The 25867-nt window shown below is 40.9% G+C and carries 24 protein-coding genes, 1 tRNA gene and 1 pseudogene; 12 read left to right on the forward strand and 14 right to left on the reverse strand.

Features of this window, described 5'->3' with window-relative positions; all coding sequences use genetic code 11:
• Nucleotides 1-245: 245 nt before the first annotated feature.
• The 3 genes from CVT07_RS09005 to CVT07_RS09015 form a co-directional block, all read right to left on the reverse strand.
• Nucleotides 246-4277, reverse strand: coding sequence for an Ig-like domain-containing protein (locus CVT07_RS09005; protein ID WP_159071303.1), 4032 nt, complete (start codon nucleotides 4275-4277; stop codon nucleotides 246-248).
• 30 nt (nucleotides 4278-4307) lie between these two features.
• A complete protein-coding gene (locus CVT07_RS09010) occupies nucleotides 4308-4493 on the reverse strand; it encodes a hypothetical protein (RefSeq protein ID WP_021090166.1) in 186 nt (61 codons plus the stop codon).
• A gap of 127 nt (nucleotides 4494-4620) precedes the next feature.
• Nucleotides 4621-4995 carry a RidA family protein gene (locus CVT07_RS09015; RefSeq protein WP_021090165.1) on the reverse strand — a complete coding sequence of 125 codons (375 nt, stop codon included), beginning with the start codon at nucleotides 4993-4995 and terminating at the stop codon, nucleotides 4621-4623.
• Between the two features lie 94 nt (nucleotides 4996-5089).
• Here CVT07_RS09015 and CVT07_RS09020 point away from each other — a divergent pair, with 94 nt between their 5' ends.
• On the forward strand, nucleotides 5090-5563 hold the full coding sequence (locus tag CVT07_RS09020; RefSeq protein WP_021087269.1) for a hypothetical protein: 474 nt from the start codon (nucleotides 5090-5092) through the stop codon (nucleotides 5561-5563).
• Here CVT07_RS09020 and CVT07_RS09025 read toward each other — a convergent pair.
• From CVT07_RS09025 to CVT07_RS09035, 3 genes are read right to left on the reverse strand one after another with little or no spacing between them, the layout of a single operon-like run.
• Nucleotides 5541-6080: an L-cystine-binding protein TcyA gene (locus CVT07_RS09025; RefSeq protein ID WP_107937138.1), complete on the reverse strand. Its 540-nt coding sequence runs from the start codon at nucleotides 6078-6080 to the stop codon at nucleotides 5541-5543. The two genes, CVT07_RS09020 and CVT07_RS09025, sit on opposite strands and share 23 nt — an antisense overlap.
• 42 nt (nucleotides 6081-6122) lie before the next feature.
• Nucleotides 6123-6683, reverse strand: a complete 561-nt coding sequence (locus CVT07_RS09030) for a Fe-S-containing hydro-lyase (RefSeq protein WP_002942950.1) — start codon at nucleotides 6681-6683, stop codon at nucleotides 6123-6125.
• Nucleotides 6684-6692: 9 nt separating this feature from the next.
• Nucleotides 6693-7538 carry a fumarate hydratase gene (locus CVT07_RS09035; protein WP_107937140.1) on the reverse strand — a complete coding sequence of 282 codons (846 nt, stop codon included), beginning with the start codon at nucleotides 7536-7538 and terminating at the stop codon, nucleotides 6693-6695.
• A gap of 158 nt (nucleotides 7539-7696) precedes the next feature.
• On the opposite strand from CVT07_RS09035, the gene CVT07_RS09040 reads away from it, so the two are divergent.
• The 3 genes from CVT07_RS09040 to CVT07_RS09050 are packed head-to-tail and all read left to right on the forward strand — an operon-like array spanning nucleotide 7697 to nucleotide 9821.
• Nucleotides 7697-8260 (forward strand): LemA family protein, encoded by a 564-nt coding sequence (locus CVT07_RS09040; protein WP_107937142.1) that lies wholly within the window; start codon nucleotides 7697-7699, stop codon nucleotides 8258-8260.
• A gap of 10 nt (nucleotides 8261-8270) precedes the next feature.
• Entirely contained in the window at nucleotides 8271-9164 is an 894-nt protein-coding gene (locus CVT07_RS09045; protein WP_107937144.1) for a DUF3137 domain-containing protein, read from the forward strand.
• A gap of 9 nt (nucleotides 9165-9173) precedes the next feature.
• Nucleotides 9174-9821: a sugar transporter gene (locus tag CVT07_RS09050; RefSeq protein ID WP_107937146.1), complete on the forward strand. Its 648-nt coding sequence runs from the start codon at nucleotides 9174-9176 to the stop codon at nucleotides 9819-9821.
• Between the two features lie 467 nt (nucleotides 9822-10288).
• Here CVT07_RS09050 and CVT07_RS09055 read toward each other — a convergent pair whose 3' ends face one another.
• Nucleotides 10289-11629: a hemolysin family protein gene (locus tag CVT07_RS09055; RefSeq protein ID WP_021086551.1), complete on the reverse strand. Its 1341-nt coding sequence runs from the start codon at nucleotides 11627-11629 to the stop codon at nucleotides 10289-10291.
• Between the two features lie 170 nt (nucleotides 11630-11799).
• On the opposite strand from CVT07_RS09055, the gene CVT07_RS09060 reads away from it, so the two are divergent.
• Complete coding sequence (locus CVT07_RS09060; protein WP_107937148.1) at nucleotides 11800-13113, forward strand: sodium-dependent transporter; 1314 nt, start codon at nucleotides 11800-11802, stop codon at nucleotides 13111-13113.
• 39 nt (nucleotides 13114-13152) lie between these two features.
• On the opposite strand, the gene CVT07_RS09065 is transcribed toward CVT07_RS09060, so the two are convergent.
• Nucleotides 13153-13599, reverse strand: a complete 447-nt coding sequence (locus CVT07_RS09065) for a DUF411 domain-containing protein (protein WP_002942948.1) — start codon at nucleotides 13597-13599, stop codon at nucleotides 13153-13155.
• 109 nt (nucleotides 13600-13708) lie between these two features.
• Between CVT07_RS09065 and CVT07_RS09070 the strand changes: the two genes are divergently transcribed.
• The 7 genes from CVT07_RS09070 (at nucleotide 13709) to CVT07_RS09100 (ending at nucleotide 18910) form a co-directional block, all read left to right on the forward strand.
• Nucleotides 13709-14677 (forward strand): putative transporter, encoded by a 969-nt coding sequence (locus CVT07_RS09070; RefSeq protein WP_087581135.1) that lies wholly within the window; start codon nucleotides 13709-13711, stop codon nucleotides 14675-14677.
• Nucleotides 14678-15085: 408 nt separating this feature from the next.
• Nucleotides 15086-15235: a hypothetical protein gene (locus CVT07_RS09075; RefSeq protein WP_159071304.1), complete on the forward strand. Its 150-nt coding sequence runs from the start codon at nucleotides 15086-15088 to the stop codon at nucleotides 15233-15235.
• A gap of 31 nt (nucleotides 15236-15266) precedes the next feature.
• Nucleotides 15267-16070 carry a M48 family metallopeptidase gene (locus CVT07_RS09080; protein ID WP_087583657.1) on the forward strand — a complete coding sequence of 268 codons (804 nt, stop codon included), beginning with the start codon at nucleotides 15267-15269 and terminating at the stop codon, nucleotides 16068-16070.
• A 2-nt stretch (nucleotides 16071-16072) separates the two neighbouring features.
• The gene (locus CVT07_RS09085) at nucleotides 16073-16555 is read left to right on the forward strand and encodes a GNAT family N-acetyltransferase (protein WP_107937150.1); all 483 of its coding nucleotides are present in this window, start codon (nucleotides 16073-16075) and stop codon (nucleotides 16553-16555) included.
• 43 nt (nucleotides 16556-16598) lie between these two features.
• Nucleotides 16599-16686, forward strand: a tRNA-Ser gene (locus CVT07_RS09090).
• Between the two features lie 46 nt (nucleotides 16687-16732).
• A complete protein-coding gene (locus CVT07_RS09095; protein ID WP_107937152.1) occupies nucleotides 16733-17326 on the forward strand; it encodes an NAD(P)H-binding protein in 594 nt (197 codons plus the stop codon).
• Nucleotides 17327-17335: 9 nt separating this feature from the next.
• Nucleotides 17336-18910: a Na+/H+ antiporter gene (locus tag CVT07_RS09100; RefSeq protein ID WP_107937154.1), complete on the forward strand. Its 1575-nt coding sequence runs from the start codon at nucleotides 17336-17338 to the stop codon at nucleotides 18908-18910.
• On the opposite strand, the gene CVT07_RS09105 is transcribed toward CVT07_RS09100, so the two are convergent.
• From CVT07_RS09105 to CVT07_RS09130, 6 genes and pseudogenes are all read right to left on the reverse strand, one after another.
• Entirely contained in the window at nucleotides 18907-19419 is a 513-nt protein-coding gene (locus CVT07_RS09105) for a chemotaxis protein (protein WP_107937156.1), read from the reverse strand. The genes CVT07_RS09100 and CVT07_RS09105 overlap by 4 nt on opposite strands.
• Before the next feature lie 95 nt (nucleotides 19420-19514).
• Nucleotides 19515-21628, reverse strand: a pseudogene (locus tag CVT07_RS09110) (TonB-dependent siderophore receptor).
• Nucleotides 21609-22706, reverse strand: coding sequence for a PepSY-associated TM helix domain-containing protein (locus tag CVT07_RS09115; RefSeq protein ID WP_107937158.1), 1098 nt, complete (start codon nucleotides 22704-22706; stop codon nucleotides 21609-21611). Before CVT07_RS09115 ends, CVT07_RS09110 begins: the two are co-directional and overlap by 20 nt.
• Before the next feature lie 1141 nt (nucleotides 22707-23847).
• The gene (locus CVT07_RS09120; RefSeq protein WP_103579325.1) at nucleotides 23848-24255 is read right to left on the reverse strand and encodes a tetratricopeptide repeat protein; all 408 of its coding nucleotides are present in this window, start codon (nucleotides 24253-24255) and stop codon (nucleotides 23848-23850) included.
• A 131-nt stretch (nucleotides 24256-24386) separates the two neighbouring features.
• A complete protein-coding gene (locus tag CVT07_RS09125; RefSeq protein WP_009295293.1) occupies nucleotides 24387-25214 on the reverse strand; it encodes an ABC transporter permease in 828 nt (275 codons plus the stop codon).
• Complete coding sequence (locus CVT07_RS09130; RefSeq protein WP_002941553.1) at nucleotides 25207-25860, reverse strand: ABC transporter ATP-binding protein; 654 nt, start codon at nucleotides 25858-25860, stop codon at nucleotides 25207-25209. Before CVT07_RS09130 ends, CVT07_RS09125 begins: the two co-directional genes overlap by 8 nt.
• Between the last annotated feature and the right edge of the window lie 7 nt (nucleotides 25861-25867).

Raw genomic sequence — 25867 nt, forward strand, 5'->3', positions numbered from 1 at the left:
TAATAGTTTAACAATTGTAAGTTAAAAGAACAACGATAAGAAAAAGGCTTTATTAACGTTGAAGTTAAAGGTGGTTTCTCGTTTCGTGAGCTGGAATTATATATGAGGGATGCTTAAAGATAGTTGAAATAATTGCAAAATATTTTACAAATTTAAATTTTATTTCTGATACATAAATTTGGAGAGCTTCCTTGCTCTCCGTTTGATTTAACGCCACCACTTTGATAGCAAATTTACATCTATGATTACATAGGTTGTGTTACTTCGTCCTTGATCTCCACAGCAACAGTTGTTCCGCTAGTACCATTTGTATATGCGGTATAGCCGTCAGTTGATGCACCCTTTTGCCAGCCAGTATCTTTAAATTCTACCTTGTCTCCAGTATCAGCTGTTATTTTTAGCGTATTATCACCATCTGTTAAGCTTATGACATCACTTAGTTTTACACTTAAAGTAGTATTTTGGCTCTTATTAGAGATATTAAGCTCTTCAAAGTTGTGTGCTTGGTTTGCAATACTATCTAAATTTATAGATGTTCCTGGATTAGTGATAGCTAGTTTGTCATAGCCAGCACCCCCGTTGATGTCATTGTTATTACCTTTGATCCAGCCAACTGTTATAGTATCATTACCATCACCTAAATTTATCTTAGAATTTATGACATAGCCTCCAGCTTCTATAACATCATCGCCACTTCCAGTTGTGACTTTCGAGTTATCTATGTTTGTGCCAACTTTTAGTTTATTATTTCCGTCACCTAGATATACACCATATTCTTCATTTGTTCCTGCGATCTTACCGCTAGCATTCCATATATAACCTCTTACTTCTACATTGTCATCGCCACTTCCAGTTGTGACTTTAGAGTTATCGATATTAGTTCCAACATCAAGCTTATTATTACCATCACCTAGATCTACTATTGACTTACCAGTTATATAACCATCTCCATTGGTAAATTTATTATTCGCCTCGTCAAAGCCGGTTTTAACTATATCATCACCACTACCCATTTGAACTTTAGAGCCAGATATATTTGAATAAACACTTAAATAATTGTCCCCATCACCTAGGTTAATCTCAGATCCATCAGTGACATAACGACTACCGTGGTTTGCGGTTCCGACTACTACCTTGTCATTGCCGCTACCACCTATAATGGTTCCAGTATCAACATCCGTGCCTATTCCTAGTTCATTGTTATAATAGCGAGCTCCATTGCTATTAACTACATGGCTAGCTACTTTACTATCTGAAGCTGTGTTGCCAACAGTATCGCTTATCTCGACACTTATTTTTTCATTAGGGCTAATAGTTCTTGTTAAATTTACCTTCCCATCAAATTTTCCATTAGCATCAGTGGCGGCTCTACCTATCTCATGGTCATTTGCATCTTTGATGATAAATTCTCTATTGTGTTCGTCTGAGCTAACTGAGATACGAACGGTTTTAGTTAGTTTGGCATCACCTTCACCTAGATTAATGGTACCTTTATTGCCCAGAATACCTCCTAAGTATCCTCCTATACTTATCTTATCATTTCCTTTACCAGCTAGTACTTCAGCGCCACCTGTAACATTACCACTAACATTAAGAATATCATTGTGGTCACTAAGAGGCATTTTCCCACCTGTTAAATTTCTTACTGGCAATGGCATAGTTCCTGCACCTGGCAAGCTACTACTATCTGCAACAAGATCAACACTTTCTAACTTGATACTTACATGAGTATCTATATCTATCGCATACTCACCACTTGTCTTGCTAGAGCCACCAATAGTTGCCTTAGCTGTAAATTTATGCTCGCCGTCATTTAGTGGAGTTTCAGGAGTGAAATTCCAGTTACCTTCTTTGTCAGCTGTAGTTTTACCTAGGTAGTGTGTGCCATCATAAATTTCGACTGTAGCAAATTTATCTGCTTTGCCTATTAACTTTGGAGTTTTATCGTCAGTCTTACCACCTTTTGATACATCTCCTGTCATGCTACCAAAATCATCATGTACGGTTGTGATAGCAACATCTTTAACATTTACGGTCTCACGGAAGACATAATTTGCAATGTCGCTTGCGCTATCGTTACCATTTAGATTAAGATGATCTGTGATGGTCGCATCAACACGAGTTGCATGAACAAAACCGGCTTCATCTCTACTATATAGAGTTATTTCAGATACATCTAGAGCACTATTATTTACTGATGGGATACCTGCACGTATGACATTGCCACTTGCATCAACCTCGTCAAATGTCACAGTACCATCAGCCGCTTTGTGGATAACAAATGTCTTCACAGCTGTTGGAGCTGGATTATCATCTGGATATTTTACTACGCCAGTATCTGCATAAATTTTGTTATAGTCAGTTATAACAACTGTTAGTTTATCGCCATCTGAGAAGATACTTGGTAGCTTGATACGTGCTGTTGTGTGGTGTATATCACCATCTAGTCCAGCATACTCCATTTTCATACCAATAGATCCAGGTCCTCCATTGCCTACTACGGCTGGATCAAATTCTTTGTTGCCTTCTACAAACATAACAGTTGGGGCTTGCATGCTTTCTCTACTTATATACCTAGAATTCATACCCACACTCGAATCATCTTTGCCTGTTATTTTTACTTCTATGCCACGTGAATGCGTGTGATCATAGTTGGCTGTTGGCATATCGTGGATATCTATACCAAATTTCTCGCCAGCGCCATTTGTAGATGTAAGACCAGCTTTTATAGGTGTCTTATCATCAGCAGAAGTGATCTGATCAACCGTCATAGAGCCATCAGCTGCTTTATGAACTAAGAAATATTTATAAGCAGTCGTATCTGTGCCACCTGTTGCAGCTAAAGATGCAGCACTAGGTCCAAAACCATATTTTACGGTTATAACATCACCATCTTGGATATTGTCAGGTAGTGATATACGAGCTGTAGTGTGGTTTATGTCACCATCAAGTGCAGCCGTGGCTCTATTATACCTCCTAGTAGTATCTATGTTGCCAGTTTTCATATCGCTTAAAACATTACCATTCTTATCAAGCTCTACAAATTCAACGTCAGCCATTTTGACATTTTCAAATTTAACACTTGAAGTAGCTTTAAGGGTTGTGCCTTCTAGCTCAGCTGTGATACTAGCTGCATTTCCACGAACTGTTTGATAGTGGTTATAGTCATAGCTAACCTTTATGCCATTATCGCCGTCAAATACATTGTTTCCTTTTGTATCTATAACGCTTGTAACATTGCCACTAGCATCTTTATGAACTGTGTAGTAGTCATTTATGCCAGTGCCTACGACATGGATCTTGCTGCCATCCTTTGCAAGGTTTGGTATGCTGATAGTTGCAGTAGCTTTTGCGCCATCCTCAGCATAGTTCTCGCCTCTTGTGATAGTGCCGTTGCCATCTGCATCATCATTAAATTTGATAGTAAATTTATCTGGAGCAGTAGTCTCGCCTGTGGCTGTGTTGCCAGCGCCATCAGTAGCCTTTGCGACCACTGGAGTGTTGTCTTTTGTCGCATTGTCGCTGATAGTGACCTTGCCACTATGTGGATCAAGCTTGAAAGCACCTGTTGGAGCTGTCGTCTTGCCAGGAGTGCTATCTACAACCCAGCCAGCGCTTGGGTTTTTGACCACGGTGATTGTTTGCGTGTTGCCGCCATTATCTGTGTATGAAATTTCAACCTTAGTTGCGTCATTGTCGTGAGGCACTACATCAACTGTACCGTCAGCCTTTGGAGTGAGATCTACTTGCGGCGGCACAATGTCTGATACTGGAGTAGTAACTGGTGTACCATTGCCTGCATCATCTTTTGGAGTAACTTTTACCTCAGTACCTGGTTTTAGTGGTTCATTATTTGGTGTAGGAACACTAAATGTACCATCAGAATTTACTGGAACTGTAACTGGGGTATGACCAGGAATTTCAACAATTACAGTGGTATTTGGATCTGGGTTTGGAACCTTACCAGTTACTACTGTTGAAGTGTTGTTAATTGGATCTAGAGTTACTGTTGGGATAGTAGTATCTACAAAACCAGCGTCACCACCAGCATTATCGGCTGCGCCGCTTACGCCGCCTATCCTCTCAGCACCTCTTGCGCTGTTTAGATCACCTATAGAGCGGAAATTTTCATTGATATTTGAGTAGTGACCACCCTCATCAAACGACGCCGCACCAAGGCTAACGCCATCTCCGCCACCAGCTGCGGCTGCGTTACCACCAGCGGCAGTCTCCTCTATTTTTGTTAGATCTTCGCCGTTTAACAACGCTTTTTGCAAGTCACTAACATCTGCTACAGTATTTGGTTTTTATCCTGCGGCTACATTTTCGTCAAGCTTTAACGACTCATCACCCAAGATGGTGACATCTTTGCCATTATCCATTGAAACTACGGCTTTAGAAGAAGCTGAAGAGGTCTTTACAACCTCCCCAAGATATAAAGCGTCGCCAACTTTTAAAACGCGGCTAACGCCATTTTGATCTACAGCTACCACTAAGCCTGAGATTTGTTTGATTACTCCTACTTGAGTTTGTATGTCTATCCTTATCGTAAAATAAATTTTACGTAATTTTAAGACATTTTAATCTTCTTTGTATATTGTACTTGGTACAGTTGTGACATTATTGTGCTGCGATAACCTCAATTTCTACAAGTGCATCTTTTGGTAAAGTCTTCACAGCCACCGTGCTTCTGGCTGGATATGGCTCTTTGAAAAATTTAGCGTATGTGACATTTACTTTAGCAAAATCTGCCATATCTGCTAAAAAGATCGTAGTCTTTACGACATTATCAAAACTAAGTCCAGCCTCAGCCAAAATGTTTTGTAAATTTGTAAGTGACTGCTCGGCCTGAGCCTCTACGCTACTACCTGCAAACTCGCCTGCTGGTGTGACGCCAAGCTGGCCCGAGATAAATAAAAATCCATTCGCGCTAATCGCCTGAGAATATGGTCCAATCGCTTGTGGAGCGTTTTTTGTTGAAATTTGTTTTTTCATATCTTCTCCTTTGAAATTTGGCAAAATCCTACTATAAATTTCTAAATTTTTAGGCACCAAAGGCTATAATGAGCAAAATTTCAAAAGGACAAAGATGCAAATAACCCTTGCACCAAACGAATTTTTAGATGACTACGTACTTGGCGCTCAGCTTGCCAAAAACGCTGGCATCTCATCAAACGCCTACCTCTTTTGGAAAAATGCGATCAGCGCTAAATTTGAAAACTCGCGCATCGTTTTTATTAGAAAAAAGAGCGTCCCAGAGAAATTTGCAAGCGCTTTGCAAGCTTGCACGCCCTTAAATGGTCTTGTGCCAACTGGCGTTTTTTGCTCATTTACCTCACTCGCCCCATCCCACCTCGTGGCGAAAAATGGCTCGAAAATTTATGAGCTTTTTGAATTTCATGAAATTTGCGGTATCAAATTTTTAAATTTAAAGAAATTTTATGATGATTTTAAGCTTAGCTACTCGTATAGAATTTATATAGAAAAGTGCAAATTTTTCTCGCCAGCGCCCTTTGAAAAGCGCATAAAACTGACTGAGACTATGTGTCTTGGCTACTACTAGCCACCTCGTAAACGATTAGCGCCTCAGTTTTGTAGCCCCCTATCCTATCTTTATATAGCAAAATTTCGTCGTTTTCTCTTTTGGCGTAAATTTTAATGTGAGCGGAGTTTGTGCTCTCGTCGTAGTCCTCGTATATAAATTTAAACTCCTCACTACCTGGCGTGATAAACTGCAGTGCCTGAAATGAAACAGCAAGCACTATCTCCTCGCTAATGCCACTTGTTCTAAATTTATCAGCCAGCTTCACTACAAAAAACCCCACATCGCTAAAATACTCCTCGCAGCTCTCATACTCGCTTTCAAAAACTACTATCTCATTTATCGACCACTCATTTTGCGTCTTGTTTTGCTCAAATTTCTGCCTTTTTCTTATGGCAGCTTTTAAAAATATCCCTTGTGGTTTTGAGATAAAGCCCTCATTTAAAATTTGCTTTAGCTTTAAATTTACTAGCTCGCTTTTGGTTTTGGTAAAAAATTTAAGTAGTGGCTTTGCTTGATCATTGTAAAAGGTTTTCATTTTAGAAGAAATTCCGCTAGCCCCAAAGCTAGCGGATCAAATTTAGATTTTTTTGTAAGGTGCTTGGCCGACTTCGTAGAAGTTATTGCCCTCGCAGTCGATAGCGACTATCGCTGGGAAGTCCTCTACTGTGAGCCTTGCAACTGCCTCTGGTCCTAGCTCTGGGTAAGCTAGCACTTCATATTTTTTGATACTTTGGCTAATGACCGCTCCGATACCGCCGATAGCGACCATATAAACACAGCATGATTTTTTCATCGCATCGACTACTGCATCATTGCGATATCCCTTGCCGATCATGCCATTTATGCCAACTTCGTTTATCATAGTTGGTGTGTATTTGTCCATTCTGCCGCTTGTTGTTGGGCCTGCTGCACCGATAGCTTGGTTTGGTTTAGCTGGTGTTGGTCCGACGTAGTAGATAGTCTCGCCTTTTAGCTCAACTGGTAGCTTCTCGCCACGCGCTAGAGCCTCTGTTAGTGCCTTGTGAGCGGCGTCACGAGCAGCGATGATAGTGCCTGAGATTAGGACATTGTCGCCTGCTTTTAGGCTTTTTACCACCTCTTTATCAAATGGTGCTGTTATTCTTTTTACTTCTGACATGTTATCTCCTTAAAGCTCGGCGTCTGCGTGGCGTGCAGCGTGGCAGTTGATATTTATGGCTACTGGTAGGCCTGCGATGTGAGTTGGATACCACTCGACATTTACTTTTATGGCAGTTGTATCGCCACCAAGCCCTTGAGGTCCGACGCCTGTTTTGCTAGCAAGCTCAAGAAGCTCATCTTCAAGTTTTGCATATCTTGCATCGGCATTTTTGCTATCTACTGGACGAACTGCGGCTTGCTTGGCTAGAAGCGCTGCTTTATCCATAGTGCCGCCTATGCCAACGCCTATTGTCATTGGAGGGCAAGCGTTTGGTCCAGCGTATTTTACAGCCTCTAAAAATACCTTTTTAACGCCCTCTATGCCATCAGCTGGCACAAGCATTTTTAGTATTGATTTGTTCTCACTGCCAAAGCCCTTTGGAGCGACTTTTATCTTTAGTTTATCGCCTGGGACGATCCTAGTGTGGATGACTGCTGGAGTGTTATTTGTAGTGTTTTTTCTCTCAAAAAGTGGCTCAGCAACGACTGATTTTCTAAGATAGCCCTCAGTGTAGCCTTTTGCAACGCCTTCATTGATCGCATCTTCGATATATCCACCCTCTATATGCACGTCCTGACCGATCTCGACAAAGACAACCGTCATGCCTGTATCTTGGCAAATAGGCGCAACGCCCTCTTCTGCTAGCTTGGCATTTTGCAAAATTTTGCCCAAGATATCTTTACCTAGAGATGAGCTCTCAGTGGTTTTTGCTTTTGTAAAAGCAGCCTTTAGATCTGGCGTAACGACGTAACAGGCTTGTTTGCAAAGCTTTGCAACAGTCTCTTTTATATCTTTTACGTTTACCGTTCTCATTTATCCTCCTCGTAAAAAACAATTTTTAATTATATAAATTATATGTAAAATTTAAGATTAAATTATAATATTAAATTTAATCACCAAACCTCGGTGTTTAAATACTCTTAAGCAACTTTGGATAAACTACAACAAACTTAAATTTCAAAGGAAAAGTTATGAATTCGTTAGTCATCGTGATACTTGTTGTTGCAGTCATTTTTGTCTTTTTCATCAGCCTTTACAACTCGCTTGTTGCAAAGCAAAACCAGGTAAAAAGCGTGGAGGCTGGCATCGATGCACAGCTAAAAAGAAGATATGACCTCATACCAAATTTAGTAGCTACTGCAAAAGAGTACATGGTGCATGAAAAAGGTCTACTAGAAAACATCACTGCCCTTAGAGAGAGTGCTAGAAGCGCCTCTACAAATGAGGAGAAATTTGAGCTAAATAACAAAATTTCAGGCTTGCTAAATGGCCTTAGAGTGAGCGTAGAAAACTACCCAGACCTAAAAGCAAATCAAAATTTACTTCACATCCAAAGCACACTAAATGAGATTGAAGAGCAAATTTCAGCTGCCAGACGTGCTTACAACTCAGCCATTGAAATTTACAACAACGCCATACAGATGTTTCCCTCAAACATCGTAGCTTCAATGTTTGGCTTTCACAAAGATGTATTTTTTGATATCCCTGAAAATGAAGCAGTTGCTCCAAACGTCGGTGATCTTTTTAAAAAATAAGGCATAAAAAATGCAAGCAGACGAACTAAAGGGCATCGATCTAAGCGACCTTGACGAGCTTGAAAAAGAGCGCCTTGCCATGGGGAAAAAAGCCTTTAAAATGATCGTTTATGGCTTCCTTGGCGCCATAGTTACAGGTGGCATTTTAGCCTCATTGCACCTTGGAAATTTATTTTTCTTTTTGCTAATAGGAGGAGTTTTTTATCTTGGCAAGACAATAAGTGAGTTAAAAAAAGAGCTTACATTAAATTTTAAAGAAAAAGTAGTTGGCGTAATCGTAAAAAGCTATGGTCTAAATTTCAATGCCTATAGTGGGTTAAAATTGGATGATTTTTTTAAAATTTATGACGTTTATGTAAATAGACACAATGCAGAAGATATGATCTACGGACAGATCGATAACACACAGTTTAAGCTTTGCGATTTTTATGCAGCAGAGGAGACAAGATCCAGCAAAGGAGGCACCTATACGACGGTAAAATTTCAAGGTATTTTGCTAAAGGCTGAGTTTAAAAAAGAGTTAAACGCCACGATCTACGTCTGCGATAAAAAGCGAACATCTGATCTAAGAAGCGAGGGCGAACAAGCGACGATGGATAACCCTAAATTTAATGAGCTTTTTAAGACCTACACGACTGATCAGATCGCTGCAAGATATGCTCTGACGCCAAAGCTGATGGAAAATTTAACCACTCTAAGAACTAAATTTAATGCCCCACTCTCGGCAGCGTTTTTAAAAAATGAAATTTTCATCGCGATCGATCTTAGAAAGGATAGCTTTGAGCCTGATCTTCAAATGCCACTAAATAGCAATGAGAGTGTGCAAAACTACATCTCAAGTATCAGCGACTTTTTGCAGATCATGCGCGATCTGGAGCTAAATAAAAACATCTGGAAGAGCTAAATTTATAAAATGCCAGATAAGACAAAGCTCAAAGAAGGCGACATATTTTACGTCTATAATGACTACTACAAGAGATATTTCTTTGGCAAAATCTTAGTTGATATTAAAAACCGCCTTGTAAAGCGAGCGAATGAGGGTCTTCTTTGGCCGCTTGATTTTTTTAGTGACTGCTACTTGGTTGCTGTTTATAAAGATATAGCAGATACGCCGGTGCTAAAAAGCCGTGAATTTATAATCCCGGGTAGCTTCATCTACAAAAGCAGTTTCAACCGCAAAAATGAAGACGACATAAAGTGGGTCTATTATGATCACGAAGATATCAACTACAAAGAGCTAGAATTTCCAGAGTATCTCATCAGTAGCAATGATAAAATTTGCCTAGAAAGAGGAGAGCTTAGCATACCAACTGGCTTAACTCGCACGCAATATGAGAATGAATTTAACATTACTGGCAGCAAAACTGGTGGCATAAACTACTCAAATGCCCTGCTTTTACAAGGTTTGCCAGCGTATAAAGAGAGGATAGACTATAGCGATCTTCGCCTTTTACCAGAGCTTCGTAAAAAGCTCTATGAGATGATAGGAGAGGATCCAGACATGCCCTACTATGAGCTAGCATTAAAGCACGGCAAAGATCTAGCACGCTTTTATAAATGATAAATTTACACATAAAAATAGATAAGCAAATTTGGCTATAAAAGAGCTATTAAGAGGCGTTTTAAAATTTAACAAAAGAAATTTGGCTCTCTTGTTGCAGCCTAGATGAGCGCGATAGAGAAATTTATGATGAAATTTCGTGACATCGCATCTCCCAGTCAAGGCTAATTAACTTTAGTAAATTTAAATATCACAAACAAGATTACTCGGCTACTTTTGCAAGCAGATAATAAATTTAAAACTAGCAAGCCATTTTTAAAAATTTATAACCAAATTTACGAAAAAAGCGGTGGTTACGTTTTAGAGAGCTATTTAAAAAGGTGGTGTAGCTTTAAAATTTGTGGTTTTGTGAGGTTAAATTCAGTGGCTTAGAGCCTTAAAAAAGCGCAATCTCACTTAAATTTGCCCTTTTGTTTTATGATTTTGCGAGGTTAAATTTAATGGCCAAAAGCCATTAAATTTATAAACTAAGCCTGAGCAGGCTCCTCTTCTTCTTTTATCTTTTTTCTAACTTTTACGCGCGAGATACTAGCTCCATCCATCTTTCTCACCTCGTAGTAGCAGTTTTCATCCTCGATCTTATCCCCAACTACTGGCAAACGACCGATAAGGTTAAAGACATATCCGCCGATCGTGACTTGATCGGTCTCTTCATCAAAGCTTATGCCAAGAAGCTCCTCAACGCTCTCTAGATCGTATCTGCCTTGGAATTCATAGATGTTCTCATTTATCTTTTTGTAGTGTTGATCGACCTCGTCGTGCTCGTCGTTAAAGTCGCCAAGCACCTCCTCCATGATATCCTCCATCGTAAGAAGTCCAGCTGTGCCGCCGTACTCATCAACGACAAGTGCTGCTGAAATTTGCTCTTTATTCATCATCACAAGCACCTTTGATATAGAAAGGCTCTCAGGCACGATGACAAATTTACGCACGATCGCATCAAAGCTCTTCTCTTTATCCTCGCTAAAGTGTAGCTGCAAGATATCTCTAATGTGTATCATGCCCAAAATGATATCTTTTGAGCCATCTATATAAGGATAGCGAGTATATTTTGACTCAAAAACGACTTGTAAATTCTCTTCAAAGCTCTTTTGCTTATTTATACAAATCATGTCGCGTCTTGGCGTCATAACCTCTTTTGCGACCGTATCACTAAAATCAACTGCGTTTTTGATAAGCTCAGTCTCAAAACTATCAAGCACACCGCCCTTTAAGCTCTCGCCAACGATGATCTTGATCTCCTCTTCAGAGTGCGCTAGCTCATTCTCTTTTGCTGGCTGGATGCCTAAAATTTTAAGTCCAGATGTAGCTAGGATGTCAAAAAGCTTTATGATAGGCGAAAACAGTATCCAGAAAAAGTGAAGCGGACGAGCGATTTTAAGCACTGCTGATTCTGATTTGGCTATGGCGACTGACTTTGGCACAAGCTCGCCCATAACGACGTGAAGTAGTGTGATAAGCGTAAATGCGATCGCAAAGCCGACTGTATGAACTAAGATATCGCTAAGATTAAAAACATTTTTAAGTGGGGCCTCTATGAGCCTTGCGACTGCTGGCTCACCGATCCAACCAAGGGCAAGTGAGCTTAGCGTGATGCCAAGCTGAGTGGCGCTAAGATAGGTATCAAGCTTGTTTGACATCTCAAAGGCAAGCTGGGCGTTTGGCTTTTTCTCTTTGATAAGCTCTTCAAGTCTAGACTTGCGAACCTTGACAAGGGAAAATTCCGACAAAACAAAAAATGCGTTTAGTAAAATGAATATAATGGCAAGTATTACCATTAAAAGCGAGTTATCGCTACTGGGGTACAATTATGATCCTTAAGAGTTAAAAATTTTGGCTGATTATAGCGAATTTATATTTAGCGGTCAAATTAGTCGCGCCCAAAAGTAACAACATTTCTTAAATTTAAGTTTTATAAAAAGTTCTTAAATCATATTTTGGTAACATTATTTTCATCACTAAATTTATGGATTTTACAATGAGCAAAAAGAATTTTTCATCACGCTGGGCTTTTATACTAGCCTCAGTTGGTTCAGCCGTTGGTATGGCAAATGTTTGGGGCTTTCCTTACAAGCTTGGTACAAATGGTGGTGGAGCGTTTTTACTCATCTACATCTTTTTCGTAGCGCTTTTTTCTTACGTTGGTTTAAGCGCTGAGTATGCGATCGGCAGACGCGCAAAGACTGGCACACTAGGATCATATAAATTTGCTTGGCAGAGTAGAAATTTAGGCGTCATCGGCAGTATCGTCGGCTGGCTCCCACTTGCTGGCTCGCTTTGCATAGCCATCGGCTACGCTGTCATCATCGCTTACGTGCTAAAAGCCCTTACACAGGCACTTACTGGCTCATTTATGAGCGTTGATACAAATGTTTGGTTTAACTCATTTGCACTTCATGAGTACTCGGTCCTGCCATATCACTTTATAGTCATCGTTGGCACGCTTCTTACGCTATTTTTTGGAGCAAAAAGCATCGAAAAGACTAATAAAATCATGATGCCACTATTTTTCGTGTTATTTGCCATTTTGGCTATAAATGTCGCGATGCTTCCAAACGCATTTGAGGGGTATAAATTTCTATTTATCCCTGATTTTAGCAAGCTTGAAGATCCGATGGTGTGGGTCACAGCGATGGGTCAAGCCTTTTTCTCGCTCTCTATCACGGGATCAGGCATGATAGTTTATGGAGCATATCTTTCAAAGAACGAAGACGTCGTTGCAAGTGCAAAAACTACGGCATTTTTTGACACGCTTGCAGCCCTTGTGGCAGCGCTTGTCATGATCCCAGCGGTCTTTGCCTACGCTATGGATCCAGCTGAGGGGCCAAAGCTACTTTTCGTAACGCTTCCTAAAATTTTGCAAAATATGATCGGCGGTCAAATTTTTGCGATCATACTATTTACCGCAGTCATCTTTGGCGGTATCACTTCGCTTCAAAATATGTTTGAGGTGGTCGCTGAGTCACTCATGCATAAATTCCCACGCCTTAGTAGATTTTGGGTGCTTGTGCTACTTTGCGTGGTTTGCTTTGGCTTTGGAGCGTTTATGGAGCCTATTAGCAGTTGGGGACCTTGGATGGATTTTGTCTCTATCTACATCATCCCGATCGGCGCAGTCATAGGCGCAATATCTTGGTTTTGGATCATCAAAAAAGATGAAATTTTAGACGAGGTAAATTCAGGAGCAAATAAAACTTACGGCTCATTTTGGTACTTTGTGGGTAAATTTATCTATGTACCAATAGCCTTTTTACTCTGCATCATCGCCATTAGCAAGGGAATTTCTTTTTAACTTAGCCCATCAAAAGACGAGCTAAGTCTAAATTTGAAGTTATTTTAGCTTTTTAGAGCCGATGTAAGTAGCAAAGACCTCTTGTGAGCCATCTTTTTTAAAGAGTATGACGTCGTATTGCTCGGCTTTGCCGCCTTGCTCCATACCCTGACTCTCCATCGGCATGCCAGGCACTGCGATACCAACGGCATCTTTTGGTTTAAGCTCCAGCAGGCGCTTGACCTCATCAGCTGGCACGTGACCCTCGATGACGTAGCCATCAACGATAGCTGTGTGGCAGCTTGAAAGCTCTAGTGGCACGTGAAATTCTTTTTTGACCTTGACCAAGTCATCTACTTTTATGGTCTCTTCGCTAAAGCCAGCCTTTTGCATAGCACTCGCCCAGTTGCCACAACAACCGCAAGTTGGGCTTTTATAGACCTTCATATCGGCCGCAAGTGCTAAGGTCGCACAAAGGCTAAGAGCTAAAAATGCAAATTTCTTCATCATTTTCCTTTACGTTAAAATTTGCAAAATGATATAGCTTGGGTTTAAATTTTATATAAATGCTTAAAGCTTGCCTGCTATAATTGCCAAAATTTACAAAAGGCATTTTATGTTTTCATCATTTTTCAAAGACAAAAAATGGGCGCTTTGGGCTTACGGCGGAGCGATATTTATCATCTTGCTGCTTGTCTATCAAACGCACCTAAACGTCCGCATTAACGAGTGGTATAAAAATTTCTACGACATCATGCAAAACTCAAAAGATCACAATGTAGATGAGTTTTGGCAAGGGATATTAAATTTCTTAAAGATCGCCATGCCTTATGTCGTGACCTATACGGTGATATCGTTCTTTGCGAGCCACTGGGTCTTTCGCTGGAGGGAGGCGATGACCTTTAAATACCTCAAATTTTGGCGAAACTGCCAAAACGACATCGAGGGCAGCTCGCAGCGTATCCAAGAGGACGTTTATCGCTTTGCTAAGATCATGGAGAGCCTTGGCGTGCAGGTTTTAAAGGCATTTATGACGCTGATTGCCTTTATACCAGTGCTTTGGGAGCTAAGCAAAAGCGTGAGCCTACCTTTCATCAAGGACATCGAGGGCTCGCTAGTTTATATCGCACTACTAATTAGCGTCGGAGGCCTCATCGTATCGTGGTTTGTGGGCATAAAGCTACCACATCTTGAGTATAACAACCAAAAAGCGGAGGCAGCCTTTAGGAAAGAGCTAGTTTATGGCGAGGATGATAAGCTCAAATTTTGCCAGCCAAACGTTATGCTAGAGCTTTTTACAGGGGTGAAGCTAAACTACTACAAGCTCTTTTTGCACTACGGCTACTTTAATCTCTGGCTCGTCTCGTTTTCGCAAATTCTTGTCATCGTGCCTTACATCATCATGGGCAATGGCCTATTTAGCGGCGTCATCACGCTTGGCGTCCTCGTGCAAGCTAGCAATGCTTTCTCGCAGGTCAGAGAGAGCTTTAGCGTCTTTATCGATAACTGGACTACGATAACGGAGTTACGATCGGTCAATAAGCGTTTGAGAGAATTTGAGAGAAATATAGACTATAAAGCGTAGGGGTTAAATTTAGGATATAGCGTCTAATTTTTGAATTTATGCGGACATAAATCAAGCAGCACACAACATGCGCTTTATCGTCAGGCAAGTGTCAGGCAAATTTTAAAATTTACAAGCGAGCATATCACGGCTCTAAATTTAGTGGCGAGTGGCTACTAGACCTAAATTTAGTAGTCTGCTAAGGCGAGTGAGTAAGATTTTAAAATTTGCTTTGTGATATAAATTTACCAAAAAGGGAGACAAGGGGACTCAGGCTTTGCTTCGCAGGCTCGCAACTGCAGGGCAGACACGAAGTCCGTCCCCTTATCCCCCTTTTTAAATCCCCCGTATGCTTGCAGTTACGAGACGAAGTCGAAGTAAAAACCCCCTCGCACGTTCAAAGGGCATGCAAATGTGATAGCGCACTGCATGCGGTCTAAAATTCTGGTAAATTTTAAAATTTACGAGCACGTATATCAAGGCAAGCAAATGGAATTTAAAATTTGTAAAAAACCAAAACCAGCCCTAAATTTAAATTTCATCCCTCGTTTAACAATGCATATCCAACACAAGCTATAATACGCCAAATTTTAATCCAAAAAGGATAAAAATGAAAAAAATTTTACTTACGTTATTAACAGCTAGCATGCTTATCACAGGCTGCACGAGCGTCACAAAGTCAGGCGTCGTGGGTGCAGATCGCAAGCAGTTCATGCTAGTATCCTCTGAAGCGATGGAACAAAGTTCAGCTCAAGCTTACGTCAAGACGCTCACAGCTGCTAGAAGCAAGGGCGAGCTAAACGTCGATCCGATCCTCACAAAAAGGGTTCAAGATATCGCAAAAAGGCTGATCGCGCAAACTGGCGTTTTCAGAGAGGACGCACTAAAATGGAAGTGGCAAGTAAATGTCATAAACGAAGATACGCTAAATGCTTGGTGCATGCCAGGTGGCAGGATCGTCGTTTATAGCGGTATTATTAAAAAGCTAAATTTAACAGATGCACAGCTAGCAGCGGTCATGGGTCACGAGATCGCTCATGCGCTTAGAGAGCACAGTAGGGAGCAAGCGAGCACCGACCAGCTCAAAAACATCGGCATCTTTGCAGTCGCAACAGCCACAGGACTTGGCGACCTTGGCGCAAGCGCTCTAAATTTAGCCAGCCAATACACCATCTCATTGCCATTTTCTCGCTCACACGAGACCGAGGCTGATCACATCGGCACTGAGCTAATGGCAAGAGCTGGGTACGATCCAAAAGAGGCGGTCGAAGTTTGGGTTAAGATGAGCAAGATGAGTGGTGGCAAAGTGCCTGAAATTTTAAGCACTCACCCATCAAACGAGAGCAGGATCAAGGATCTAAAAGAGATCGCAGCAAAGCTTGAGCCGATCTATCAAGCAGCCAAAAAAGGTTAGGTTTGATCGAGCGAGCAAATTTAAGCGACCTTGAAGCGATCACGAAAATTTATAATGACTACATCTTAGAAAGAAGTGCGACTGCTGATATGCAGCCAGTTAGTACAAAGGAGCTAGAGCCTTGGTTTAACGCCCACGGCGGCTCGCGCCCTATCTTTATCTACAAAGAAAATGATGAAATTTTAGGCTACTGCTCGCTAAGTGACTTTAACCCCAAGATCGCTTACGATATAAGCGTAGAGATAAGCATCTATGTCGCTAAAAAAGCCCTTAAAAAGGGTATCGGCAAGCAGCTTTTAGCCCACAGCCTAAATGAAGCTAGAGGGCTAAATTTAAAAAACGTCATCGCACTAATCTTTAGCAAAAACAAAGCAAGCCTTGGGCTATTTTTGAAATTTGGCTTTGAAAAATGGGGCGAACTGCCTGGCGTTTGCCTGATGGATGGCGAGTATAAAGATGTCGTTATCTTGGGGCTAAAGCTCTAAAAGCCAAGCATTAAGCAAATGAAGATATAATCACCTTCTTCTTGGGTAGATGTCCGAGCGGTTTAAGGAGCACGCCTGGAACGCGTGTGTGGGGCAACTCACCGAGAGTTCAAATCTCTCTCTGCCCGCCATTTTAAGCTTATCTGCTAAATTTACCTAGCAACATCAAGGATATATATGAAAATTTTACTTTTAGGCGCCAGTGGGAGCCTTGGTAGCTACGTTATAGACGAGCTTTTAAGTGTTGAGGGTGTAATTTTACGCCTTTATGCTAGAGATATTAAAAAACTAGAAAATTTTAGAAGCGACAAAACCACGCTAATGCAAGGCGATGTCCTAGATAAAGCTAGACTAAAAGAAGCTTTAAACGGCGTAGATAGCGTCTATGCTGGGCTTGCTGGCTCGCTTGAAGCTATGGCTAGCTCACTAGTTGGCGCCATGAAAAAGGCTGATGTAAAGAGGCTAGTTTGGATAACATCTTATGGCATTTATGAGGGCGAAGTGCCTAGTGGCAGGCGTGCCCCAAGCTCTTACATAAACTCAGCCAAGATCATAGAAAACTCTGACCTTGACTACACGCTGATACGTCCGCAGTGGTTTAGTGGCGCTAACGAGATAGACTATGAGGTCACGAGCTGGAGCAAAGGCGAGAAATTTAAAAATGAAAATGCTCAAATTTCAAGAAGATCTATCGCAAATTTAGTTAAAAGATGCCTGCTAGATGGCTTTGGCATAAAAGATAGTCTTGGCATCAATAAAAAAGAAATTTAAAGGATCAAAATGATCGAATACTTACTGCTGTTTTTTGCACTACTAGCTATCATCATCGCTTTGGTGATGATCTCAAACCGCCTAAAGGTCGCCTATCCTGTGCTATTAGTCCTTGGCGGGCTTGCCATTAGCTTTGTGCCAAATTTACCAAGTATAAAGATCGATCCTGAGCTTATTTTCATCATATTTTTACCGCCACTTCTTTACGAGGCCGCGTGGGCAAACTCGCTAAAAGAGCTCTTTAAATGGCGCCGCATGATCGGCAGTTTCGCCTTTATCGTGGTTTTTATAAGCGCAGCAGCGGTTGCAGTGATAGCAAATTTAGTGATCCCTGGCTTCTCGCTCGCCCTTGGCTTCATGCTAGGAGCCATCGTCTCGCCACCAGATGCGGTGAGCACGGCAGCTATCCTTAAATTTGTCAAAGCCCCACGCAGGATTAGCGCTATTTTGGAGGGCGAGAGCCTTTTAAATGATGCCTCCTCGCTCATCATCTTTCGCTTTGCCGCAGTTGCAGTGACAACTGGGCAGTTTATCTGGTATGAGGCGGCTGCTAGCTTTGTTTGGATGGTGGTTGGCGGCGTTTTGGCGGGTCTTGTAGTGGCACTTGCGGCTTATTTTTTACATAAAATTTTGCCAACTGATGAAAACAGCGACACGATAATGACTATCACGACGCCTTATATCATGTATATCTTGGCTGAGGAGCTTGGTGCTAGTGGCGTTTTGGCAGTGGTTTGTGGCGGACTTTATCTCTCGACTAAGAAAAATGAAATTTTCACCGCTTCAACAAGGATCCACGCAGTGCCCGTTTGGAACAACTTTATCTTTTTGCTAAACGGCCTTGCCTTTACCATGATCGGTCTTGATCTGCCTGAAATCTTAGCAGGGCTAAAGCGTAGTGGCGTCTCGCTCTTTGAGGCGGTCTCTTACGGCGTTTTGGTCACTGCCGTGCTCATCGTTATCCGCCTCATGGCATCTTATGGCGCTGTTTATATCACGATGTTTATGAAGCGTTTTATCAGCGTGGCGGACGAGCGCAACCCAGGCAAAGCGACGCCATTTATCGTCGGCTGGGCTGGCATGAGGGGCGTAGTTTCGCTGGCTGCGGCACTTTCTATCCCTGCCATGGCTGGGGGCGAGCCATTTCCGCACAGAGACCTCATCTTGTTTATAACATTTGTCGTGATCTTGCTAACGCTCGTAGTTCAGGGGCTAAGCTTGCCACTGCTCATTAAAGGCGCGAAATTTCCAGACTTTAACGACCACATGCCAAATGAGCTTGCAAGGATCAAGATCAGAAAAGCACTTGCGCAGGCTTCGCTTAAATTTAAAAAAGAGAAATTTACGGGCGAGGAGCATTTCTTATTTCAAAAGCTTGAAGAGGTTTGGAATTTCGAGCTTGAGAGCGAAAATTTTGAGATCAGTGACGAGAGCAGACAGAGATATTTTGAAATTTTAGAGGAGCAAAGAAAGGCACTTTGTGAGCTAAACAAAGACCCAAAGATCGACGAAGAGGTCATTAGGACGTTTTTATACCACATCGACCTTGAGGAGCAGAGGTGGCGTGCGCATAACGAGCACTAAAATTTTCTCCCAACATTGCAGCTTACCGCGCCGCAAAATCTCTTGCCAAATTTAGCCTCGACGATGAGCACAAGCACAAAAAATATCTTTTCATCATTTAGCCGTGCGATCTGGCGCAAAGTCTGGCTGGCGTTATTAAATTTAACATCATTTTCGCGCAAGCTCTTGCAAAACTGGGCCTCATCAAAGCCAAGCATGCGTGAAATTTCACTGATAGTGTAAGGCTCAAGCGAAGCGATGATGCGGTCCATGTTGCATATAGTTGGATTTTTGCGGTGTGTGGTGACGTCGATTATCTCATTTACGAGCTTTACCAGCTTTTTTCTGCGGTTAAAAAGGTGCAAGATCACAGCACAAACGATCAAAGCTCCCGCAAATTTGTGCGCGCTCATCATCCACTCACTATAATCACCCATGGCGAAATTTAGCCCAGTAAATGCAAGCAGGAAGATCCCACAAGCAAGAGCACAGACGATACAAAATTTATATATCACTTCTACTTTAAGCAATGTAAATTCCTTAGTTTTCTTGAAATTATACACCCCTGAGCAAAAAATGAAGGGCGCCAACTAGAAATTTAGCTGGCGCGTTAGAGTAAATTTAGCTAAAACTTGTAGTTAAAGCTGAGATTAAATGTGCGTGGATCGCCATAAACCATCATGTTTTTGCCGATGCCCTCGTAGTATTTTTTATTAAAGAGATTGTCGATATTTAGCTGCACGTCAAAGTTTTTAGCAAATTTATATCCAAACATCAAATTTGCCAAAGTGTAGCCCTTTTGTGTGATCTCACCTGCGCCCTTGCCAGTGTAAATTTTGCTCTTATACATAGCTCCAGCCCCTACTCTAAAGTCCCTAAATTCATACTTTGCAAATAAATTTGCCGTGCTTCTTGATGAATCGGTGGCGTATTTCTCACCATTAGCATCTTTTGCGTTAAAGTGCGTTGCACCAAAGCTTAGGCTTAAATTTTTAGTGATCTCGCCGTTTAGATCTAGCTCGACACCCCTGCTTGTCACACCTTTGCCAGATTCATATATTTTGGCATTTGTTGCTGGATTTATCTTGCCAGTCTTTATGCCAAGCTTGTCTTGCACGATCTTAAAGACACCAAGACTTGCTTGAAGCGCCCCGTCAAGATACTCGCCTTTGATGCCCACCTCATAGTCCTTGCCTTGGATCGGATCAAGATATTTGTCGTTTGCATCTTTTACGTTTTGAGGTTTAAATATACTCGTGTAGCTAGCATATAGAGTGTGGTTTGCTCCAATGTCGTAGGTGATGCCAAGATATGGCGTGATCTCATTTGTGAAATTTCTATTGTCTTTGCCGCCCTCGATCTCGTATTTGTAGTAGCTCACCCTAGCACCTAGCAAAAATTTAAGCTCATCGGTGATTGATAGTTTATTTGCCGCGTAAAATGCCTTTTGTATCGTTTTGTCTTTGTTGTTTTGATCTTCATAAGGAAATTTTGGATCATCAAGGTGCAGGTTTTTAAAATCAATCCTGCTTCTAGCTGTATAAGCAAGCCCAGCTGGCTTGGTCTTTTGTAACAAGTAGCTACTTACCTTATCGCTACTTTTTTATAGTTGTTATACATCGCGCCAAATACAAACTCATGAGATAAATTTGCTATCTCGTAAGGGATATTTGCGTATGCATCGACGTTATGGATGTTCTCCTCTCTTTTGTTTGCGTAGGTGTAAAGACCGTTTATATTGCCAGTACCGTCTAAATTTACCGCTCCGCCATAGTAGAGTAGATTTGAGTCAGTGTTTGCTCGTCTAAATGAGTAGCTTAAATTTAAGCTCGCTTCATTTTCAAAGTAGTGCTTAAAATCAGCGTAGAAATCAAGCGTCTTTATATCCCACCTAGTCCAAGGCTGAGAGAAAATTTCATTTTTACTAAAATTTGTCCTAGAGCCATCTGTGTAAAATGCTGGCATGCCGCCCCATCTAACGCCACGTCGTCTTAGCTCTTGATAAAACGCACCAAGGCTAAGCCATGAGTTATCGCCTATGTCGCTATCGACTACGCCATAAATCGCGCTATTTTTGCGGTTGTAATAATCCATATAAGAGTGCGACTTCTCATGCATAAAAGAAAGCCTTGCTCTAACGCTTCCGCTCTCATTTACTGGCGTTTGTACATCGCCATTTACGCCGTATCTATCGTATGAGCCAGCGCTTATGCCAAAATTTCCTTTTAGCTCCTTTGAGTCTGCTCTTTTTCTTATGAAATTTAAGCTTGCAGCTGGGTTGCCAGCGCCTGCAAGTAGGCCATTTGCCCCTTTTACCACCTCGACTCTCTCATAAGGCAGCAAGCTCATATCATTTGCGCCAAGGCTAAAACCGCCAAAGCTAGGCATCGAATCAAGCAAGTAATAATCTATCTTAAAGCCACGAGCTGTCGGATATACGCGCTCGTCCCATTTGTTTAGCGTGACGCCTGGGATATTTCTAAGAAGCACCTGATAGTCCTTGATGCCTTGATCTTTTAGCCTTGCTTCTGTTAGCACAGTTAGCGACTGGGGAGTTTGACGAGAGGTTAAATTTAGCCTTGTTGTGCTCTTTACAAGCTCTTTTGCAAAGTAGTTTGCATCGTCTCTTCGCTCACTTTCCACGACATCGACAGCTTCTAAAACCTTGTCATTTTCACTAGCATAAATTTGAGGCAATGCCAAATTTAAAGCAACTAAGCTAAGTAAAATTCTTTTCATTTTTTCTCCTTTTAAATTTTCTAAACCACAGATAAAGCCCTGAGATGCTCAAAACTAGCGGCGAGATGCCCACTATAAACCAGATAAATTTTGTAGTTTGATTGTAGTTTCCAAAGTGCGATCTCCTAAAGGCCGAGAGGATTTTCTCGCTTAAATTTGCATTTTTTATGTCTAGGACGCTAACTAGTTTGCCACTATCTTTGTCATAAGTGATCACGCTTGAGTATTCGTTATGCAAAAAGCTTTGCCACATCACGTAGCCAAAGATGCGGATGTTTGCCCCTTGCATGAAAGGCAGCGAGATGAAGTGTGGCTCAAAGCCTTTTATGTCCTTTCTCGATCTAGCGACCAGCTCATCAAGGGATAAACTTTTATTGTAAATTTTTGCGTCTATCACAAAGTCATCTTTAAACTCTGGCGCGCGTGCCATCTGAAATTCCCACCAAGCGCCGCTTATGCAAATGAGAAGCAAAACTGGCGTGCAAAAAATGCCTATTATCTTGTGGATGTCATTCATGAAAACATTTAGTCCATTTACACGCAGTCTAAGCAGAGTTAGCCAAAATTTGCGGTAGATCACAAAGCCGCTAATGCAGATAAAAAATGTAAAAATAGCTGTTAGAAAAAGGATAATGTTGCCACTTTTTTCAAGAAGCAGCTCCTCGTGGATATGCGCCAAAACTCCGAAAAATCCCTCATCGTGCGCAAGTGGCTCGCTCTTTATCTTGCCACTAAAAGCGTCAAAATAGATAAATTTCCACTCTTTTTTGCTATCGTTATGCTCGATTAGCCAAATCTTGTCGCATTTTTTAGGGTTTGCATCTATGTTTATGCCAACCATCTCGTAGCCGCTAAGCTCGCTTGTGACGATATTTCTTAGCTCATCAAAGCTGATCCTTTTGCTCGAATTTTCTTTGTTTAAATTTACATTTACGATATTTGGGTGAAAAAGGCTGTTTAGCTCGTCTTTATAAACCAGGATCGCACCGCTAAAGCAAACTACAACAAGCGGGATAAAAAAGAGAAGCGACAAATATGCATGCACCTTGTAAAAAAGCTTTAAATTTAAAAATTTCACCCCTTTTGCCACCTTTATAAAAGTTAGTCTTGATAACAGCTCGCAATTTTATAAGATTTTTGCTTTTATAATTTTTAAAACCATTATCAAAATATAATTTTAAAAAGAAAGTGACGTTTGTGAAATTTGAGTTCAGAAAGGTAAAAATTTGATTTAAAAAAGAGAGACAACTCCTCTTTGTGTAAGCGGAAAAGCCAGAAAAGGGGGAAGCAAAGTCTTAACCGCTACAAAAAGGAGGGCCCGTTTAGGACGATGAAATGTTATTATTTAAATATAAATTTTAATGAAATTTTTAGTTAATAAAAAAGAAATTCTGCGTAATACTAAAGTAAATCGCGACATTTAGGCATTTTCTAAAGAAATTTATCTTTTAAGAAGGTAAAATATATGCTTTTGCATGAAAGCAAAAATCACATTTGAAATTTCATTTTTATTACTACTAAACGTGGTTTGTAATGTTTAATTTAGCGACGTAAAAAGGTATCTCGCTAAATGCGCTTAAAAACTCGGACAAATTTTAAAATTTCATGAACGAGTAATTTCGGCTCTAAAATTTGAGCTAAGCGGTAAGCGAAGCCAAATTTTAGTAGTCAATTCTTGCGAGTGAGTGAAAGTTTAAAATTTGTAAATTAAAGTTTTTTAAAATTTAAAGTTTTGTTTTTTTCAAAAGGGAGACAAGGGGACTTGAATTACGAAGCCGTCCCCTTATCCCCCTTTTTAAATCCTCTAAACCCCTCGCACGTTAGAGGTGCATGCAACGGTGCTTTGCACTGCATGCGTTTTATTATAGAGCAAGTGTTTGACAAATTTTAAAATTTATGAGCGAGCATATCACGCTTCCAAATTCAGTGGCAAGTGGTAACGAGACCTGAATTTGGTAAGTTGCTAAGGCGAGTGAGTAAAGTTTTAAAATTTGAAGAATTACTTTGTTGAATTAGATAGGTGTCAAGTAAATTTTAAAATTTCATGAACGAGCAATTTCGGCTCTAAAATTTGAGCTAAGCTGTAGGCGAAGCCAAATTTTAGTAGTCAATTCTTGCGAGTGAATGAAAGTTTAAAATTTGCAAAATAGCTTTGTCAAGTCAGATAAGCGCGAGACAAATTTTAAAATTTGCAAAAAATCTTTATAAATTTATAAATTTTAATTCTTAGGCACGAGTTCTAAGACGTTGCAGGCTCGCTTGCTGCCCATCTTGCAAGCTTTATCAAGGGCATTTGCAGATAGATCAAAGCTCTGCTCTACACCGTTTCCTTGCAGATATTTTGTAGCTAGCTCATAGCAAGCTTCGCTGCTGCCATTTTCACAAAGCGACTTAAATATCTCATAAGATCTAACCAGATCTTTTTCAACGCCAAGGCCTCGGCCTAGCATGTCAGCATATAAAAAGCAAGAGGTTTTGTCTTTGTTCTCACACTCGCTTGAAAGCTTTTTAGTAAAGCTCTCGCAAGCTTTTGCGTCACTTTTGTTGATGCAGTTTTGCATATTTTCATCCCAGTTTGCACTTAGAGATAAAACGGCAAAGGCTAAAAATAAAATGGATTTTTTCATAAATTTCCTTGAGAGAGAAAACCCCCTTGGGGGAAAGGGGGTCATTACAAAAAGGAGGTTTCTTGTTGGACAAGTGGAATAATACAAGCCTCGTCTAAATTTAAAGCCAACTCTTATTTAACAAAAAACAATCAAACAAGATCTCTCTTGCTAAAGCCCAAATAGCCGCAAACTAGCAAGATCGCGCCAAGCACTAAAGGGTAGATGATCGCATAAGCTACGAAGGTCGCTTTTGAAAATGTGCCTAAGATAAAGTAAGACGCAGTGCCGATGACTGCTAAATTTGGATCAAAAAGGCTAAGCGCTGCTATCCTAAAAAGCTCGATCGGATTTAACATCGCGATAGAGTAGATGACGTACTCATCGACAGAGCTTCGCATAAGCAGACCAATGAGCGCTAGGTCGATAAAAGCTAGCATGATAAGCCAGAGCAAAAACGCCACGCCTTGGCCTGTTTCTTGGTTTTTGATAAGGCTTGATATGAAAAAACCAAGCGACAAAAAGACGATACTTAGGCTAAAAAGTAGGCCAAAGTAAAGCACCAGCACGCCCCAAGGTATCGACACGCCCTTTATAAAGCCAACCACCACGCAAAGCAAAAGCGAGAACAAAAGCGGCACAAAAACGACAAAAGTCCGCCCAAGCGCCTTGCCAAAGTAGTACTCTTTAAGGCTTAGCGGGAAGCTTAGCACGTATTCAAGCAGGTTTGTGTCCCTGTCTTGATTTATGCTTCTAACGGTTGAGATGAGGATAAATATCGGCACGATGATGACGCAAATTTGTATAAACAAAAGTAGCGCCCTTGTTAGTCCAGAAAAGCCAAGCACGCGCGAGTCAGTCACTCCGCTAAATAAAAATCCTATCATCAAAGCAGAAAAAAGAAGCGCATAGATCGCAAACCACCTCGAGCGAAACGACTCTTTGACGTCTAGTTTTGCTATTAAAAAAAGGTTATTCACTCTTGCTCCTTAAATTTTCTTCTTTGATGATCTTGCCAAGGTCCATATAGACGCATCTATCAAGCAAATGAGCGATCTCATCTATGCGGTGCGAGATGAAAACTAGCGTCTTTTTTTGCGTGAAGTTATCAAGCAAATTTTTAAAAGACTCCCTTGCTTTTACATCTAAATTTGCCGTTGGTTCGTCAAACATCAAGATTTCGCTATCTTTGGCAAATGCGATGGCTATTAACATCTTTTGCTTCATGCCGCCTGATAGTTTGTAAAAGGACTTGTTTAAATTTGCATGCAGGTCAAGCTCTAAAAGCTTGCTAAATTTCTCAATATCTTCAAATTTGACATTTGAGCTTTTGCAGACAAACTCGCAAAGCTCACGCAGGCTAAATTTAAGTGGTGGCGGGGTTTGCGGCACAAACGAGATAAACTTTAGCGCCTCTTTTCTATCTTTTAGGGTATTTACGCCATTTATCGCGACACTTCCGCTATTTGGCACAAACTCGCCCAAGATGATACGCATAAGCGAGCTTTTGCCAGCTCCATTTTGCCCAAGTATCGCTATCTTTTCGCCAGCTTTTACATTTAGACTGACGCTATCAAGTATCTTTTGCGAGCCAAAAATTTTCGTTACTTCTTTTATATCTATCAAAAAATTT

It is taken from the genome of Campylobacter concisus (genome assembly GCF_003048875.2).
Classification (GTDB): Bacteria; Campylobacterota; Campylobacteria; order Campylobacterales; family Campylobacteraceae; genus Campylobacter_A; species Campylobacter_A concisus_AU.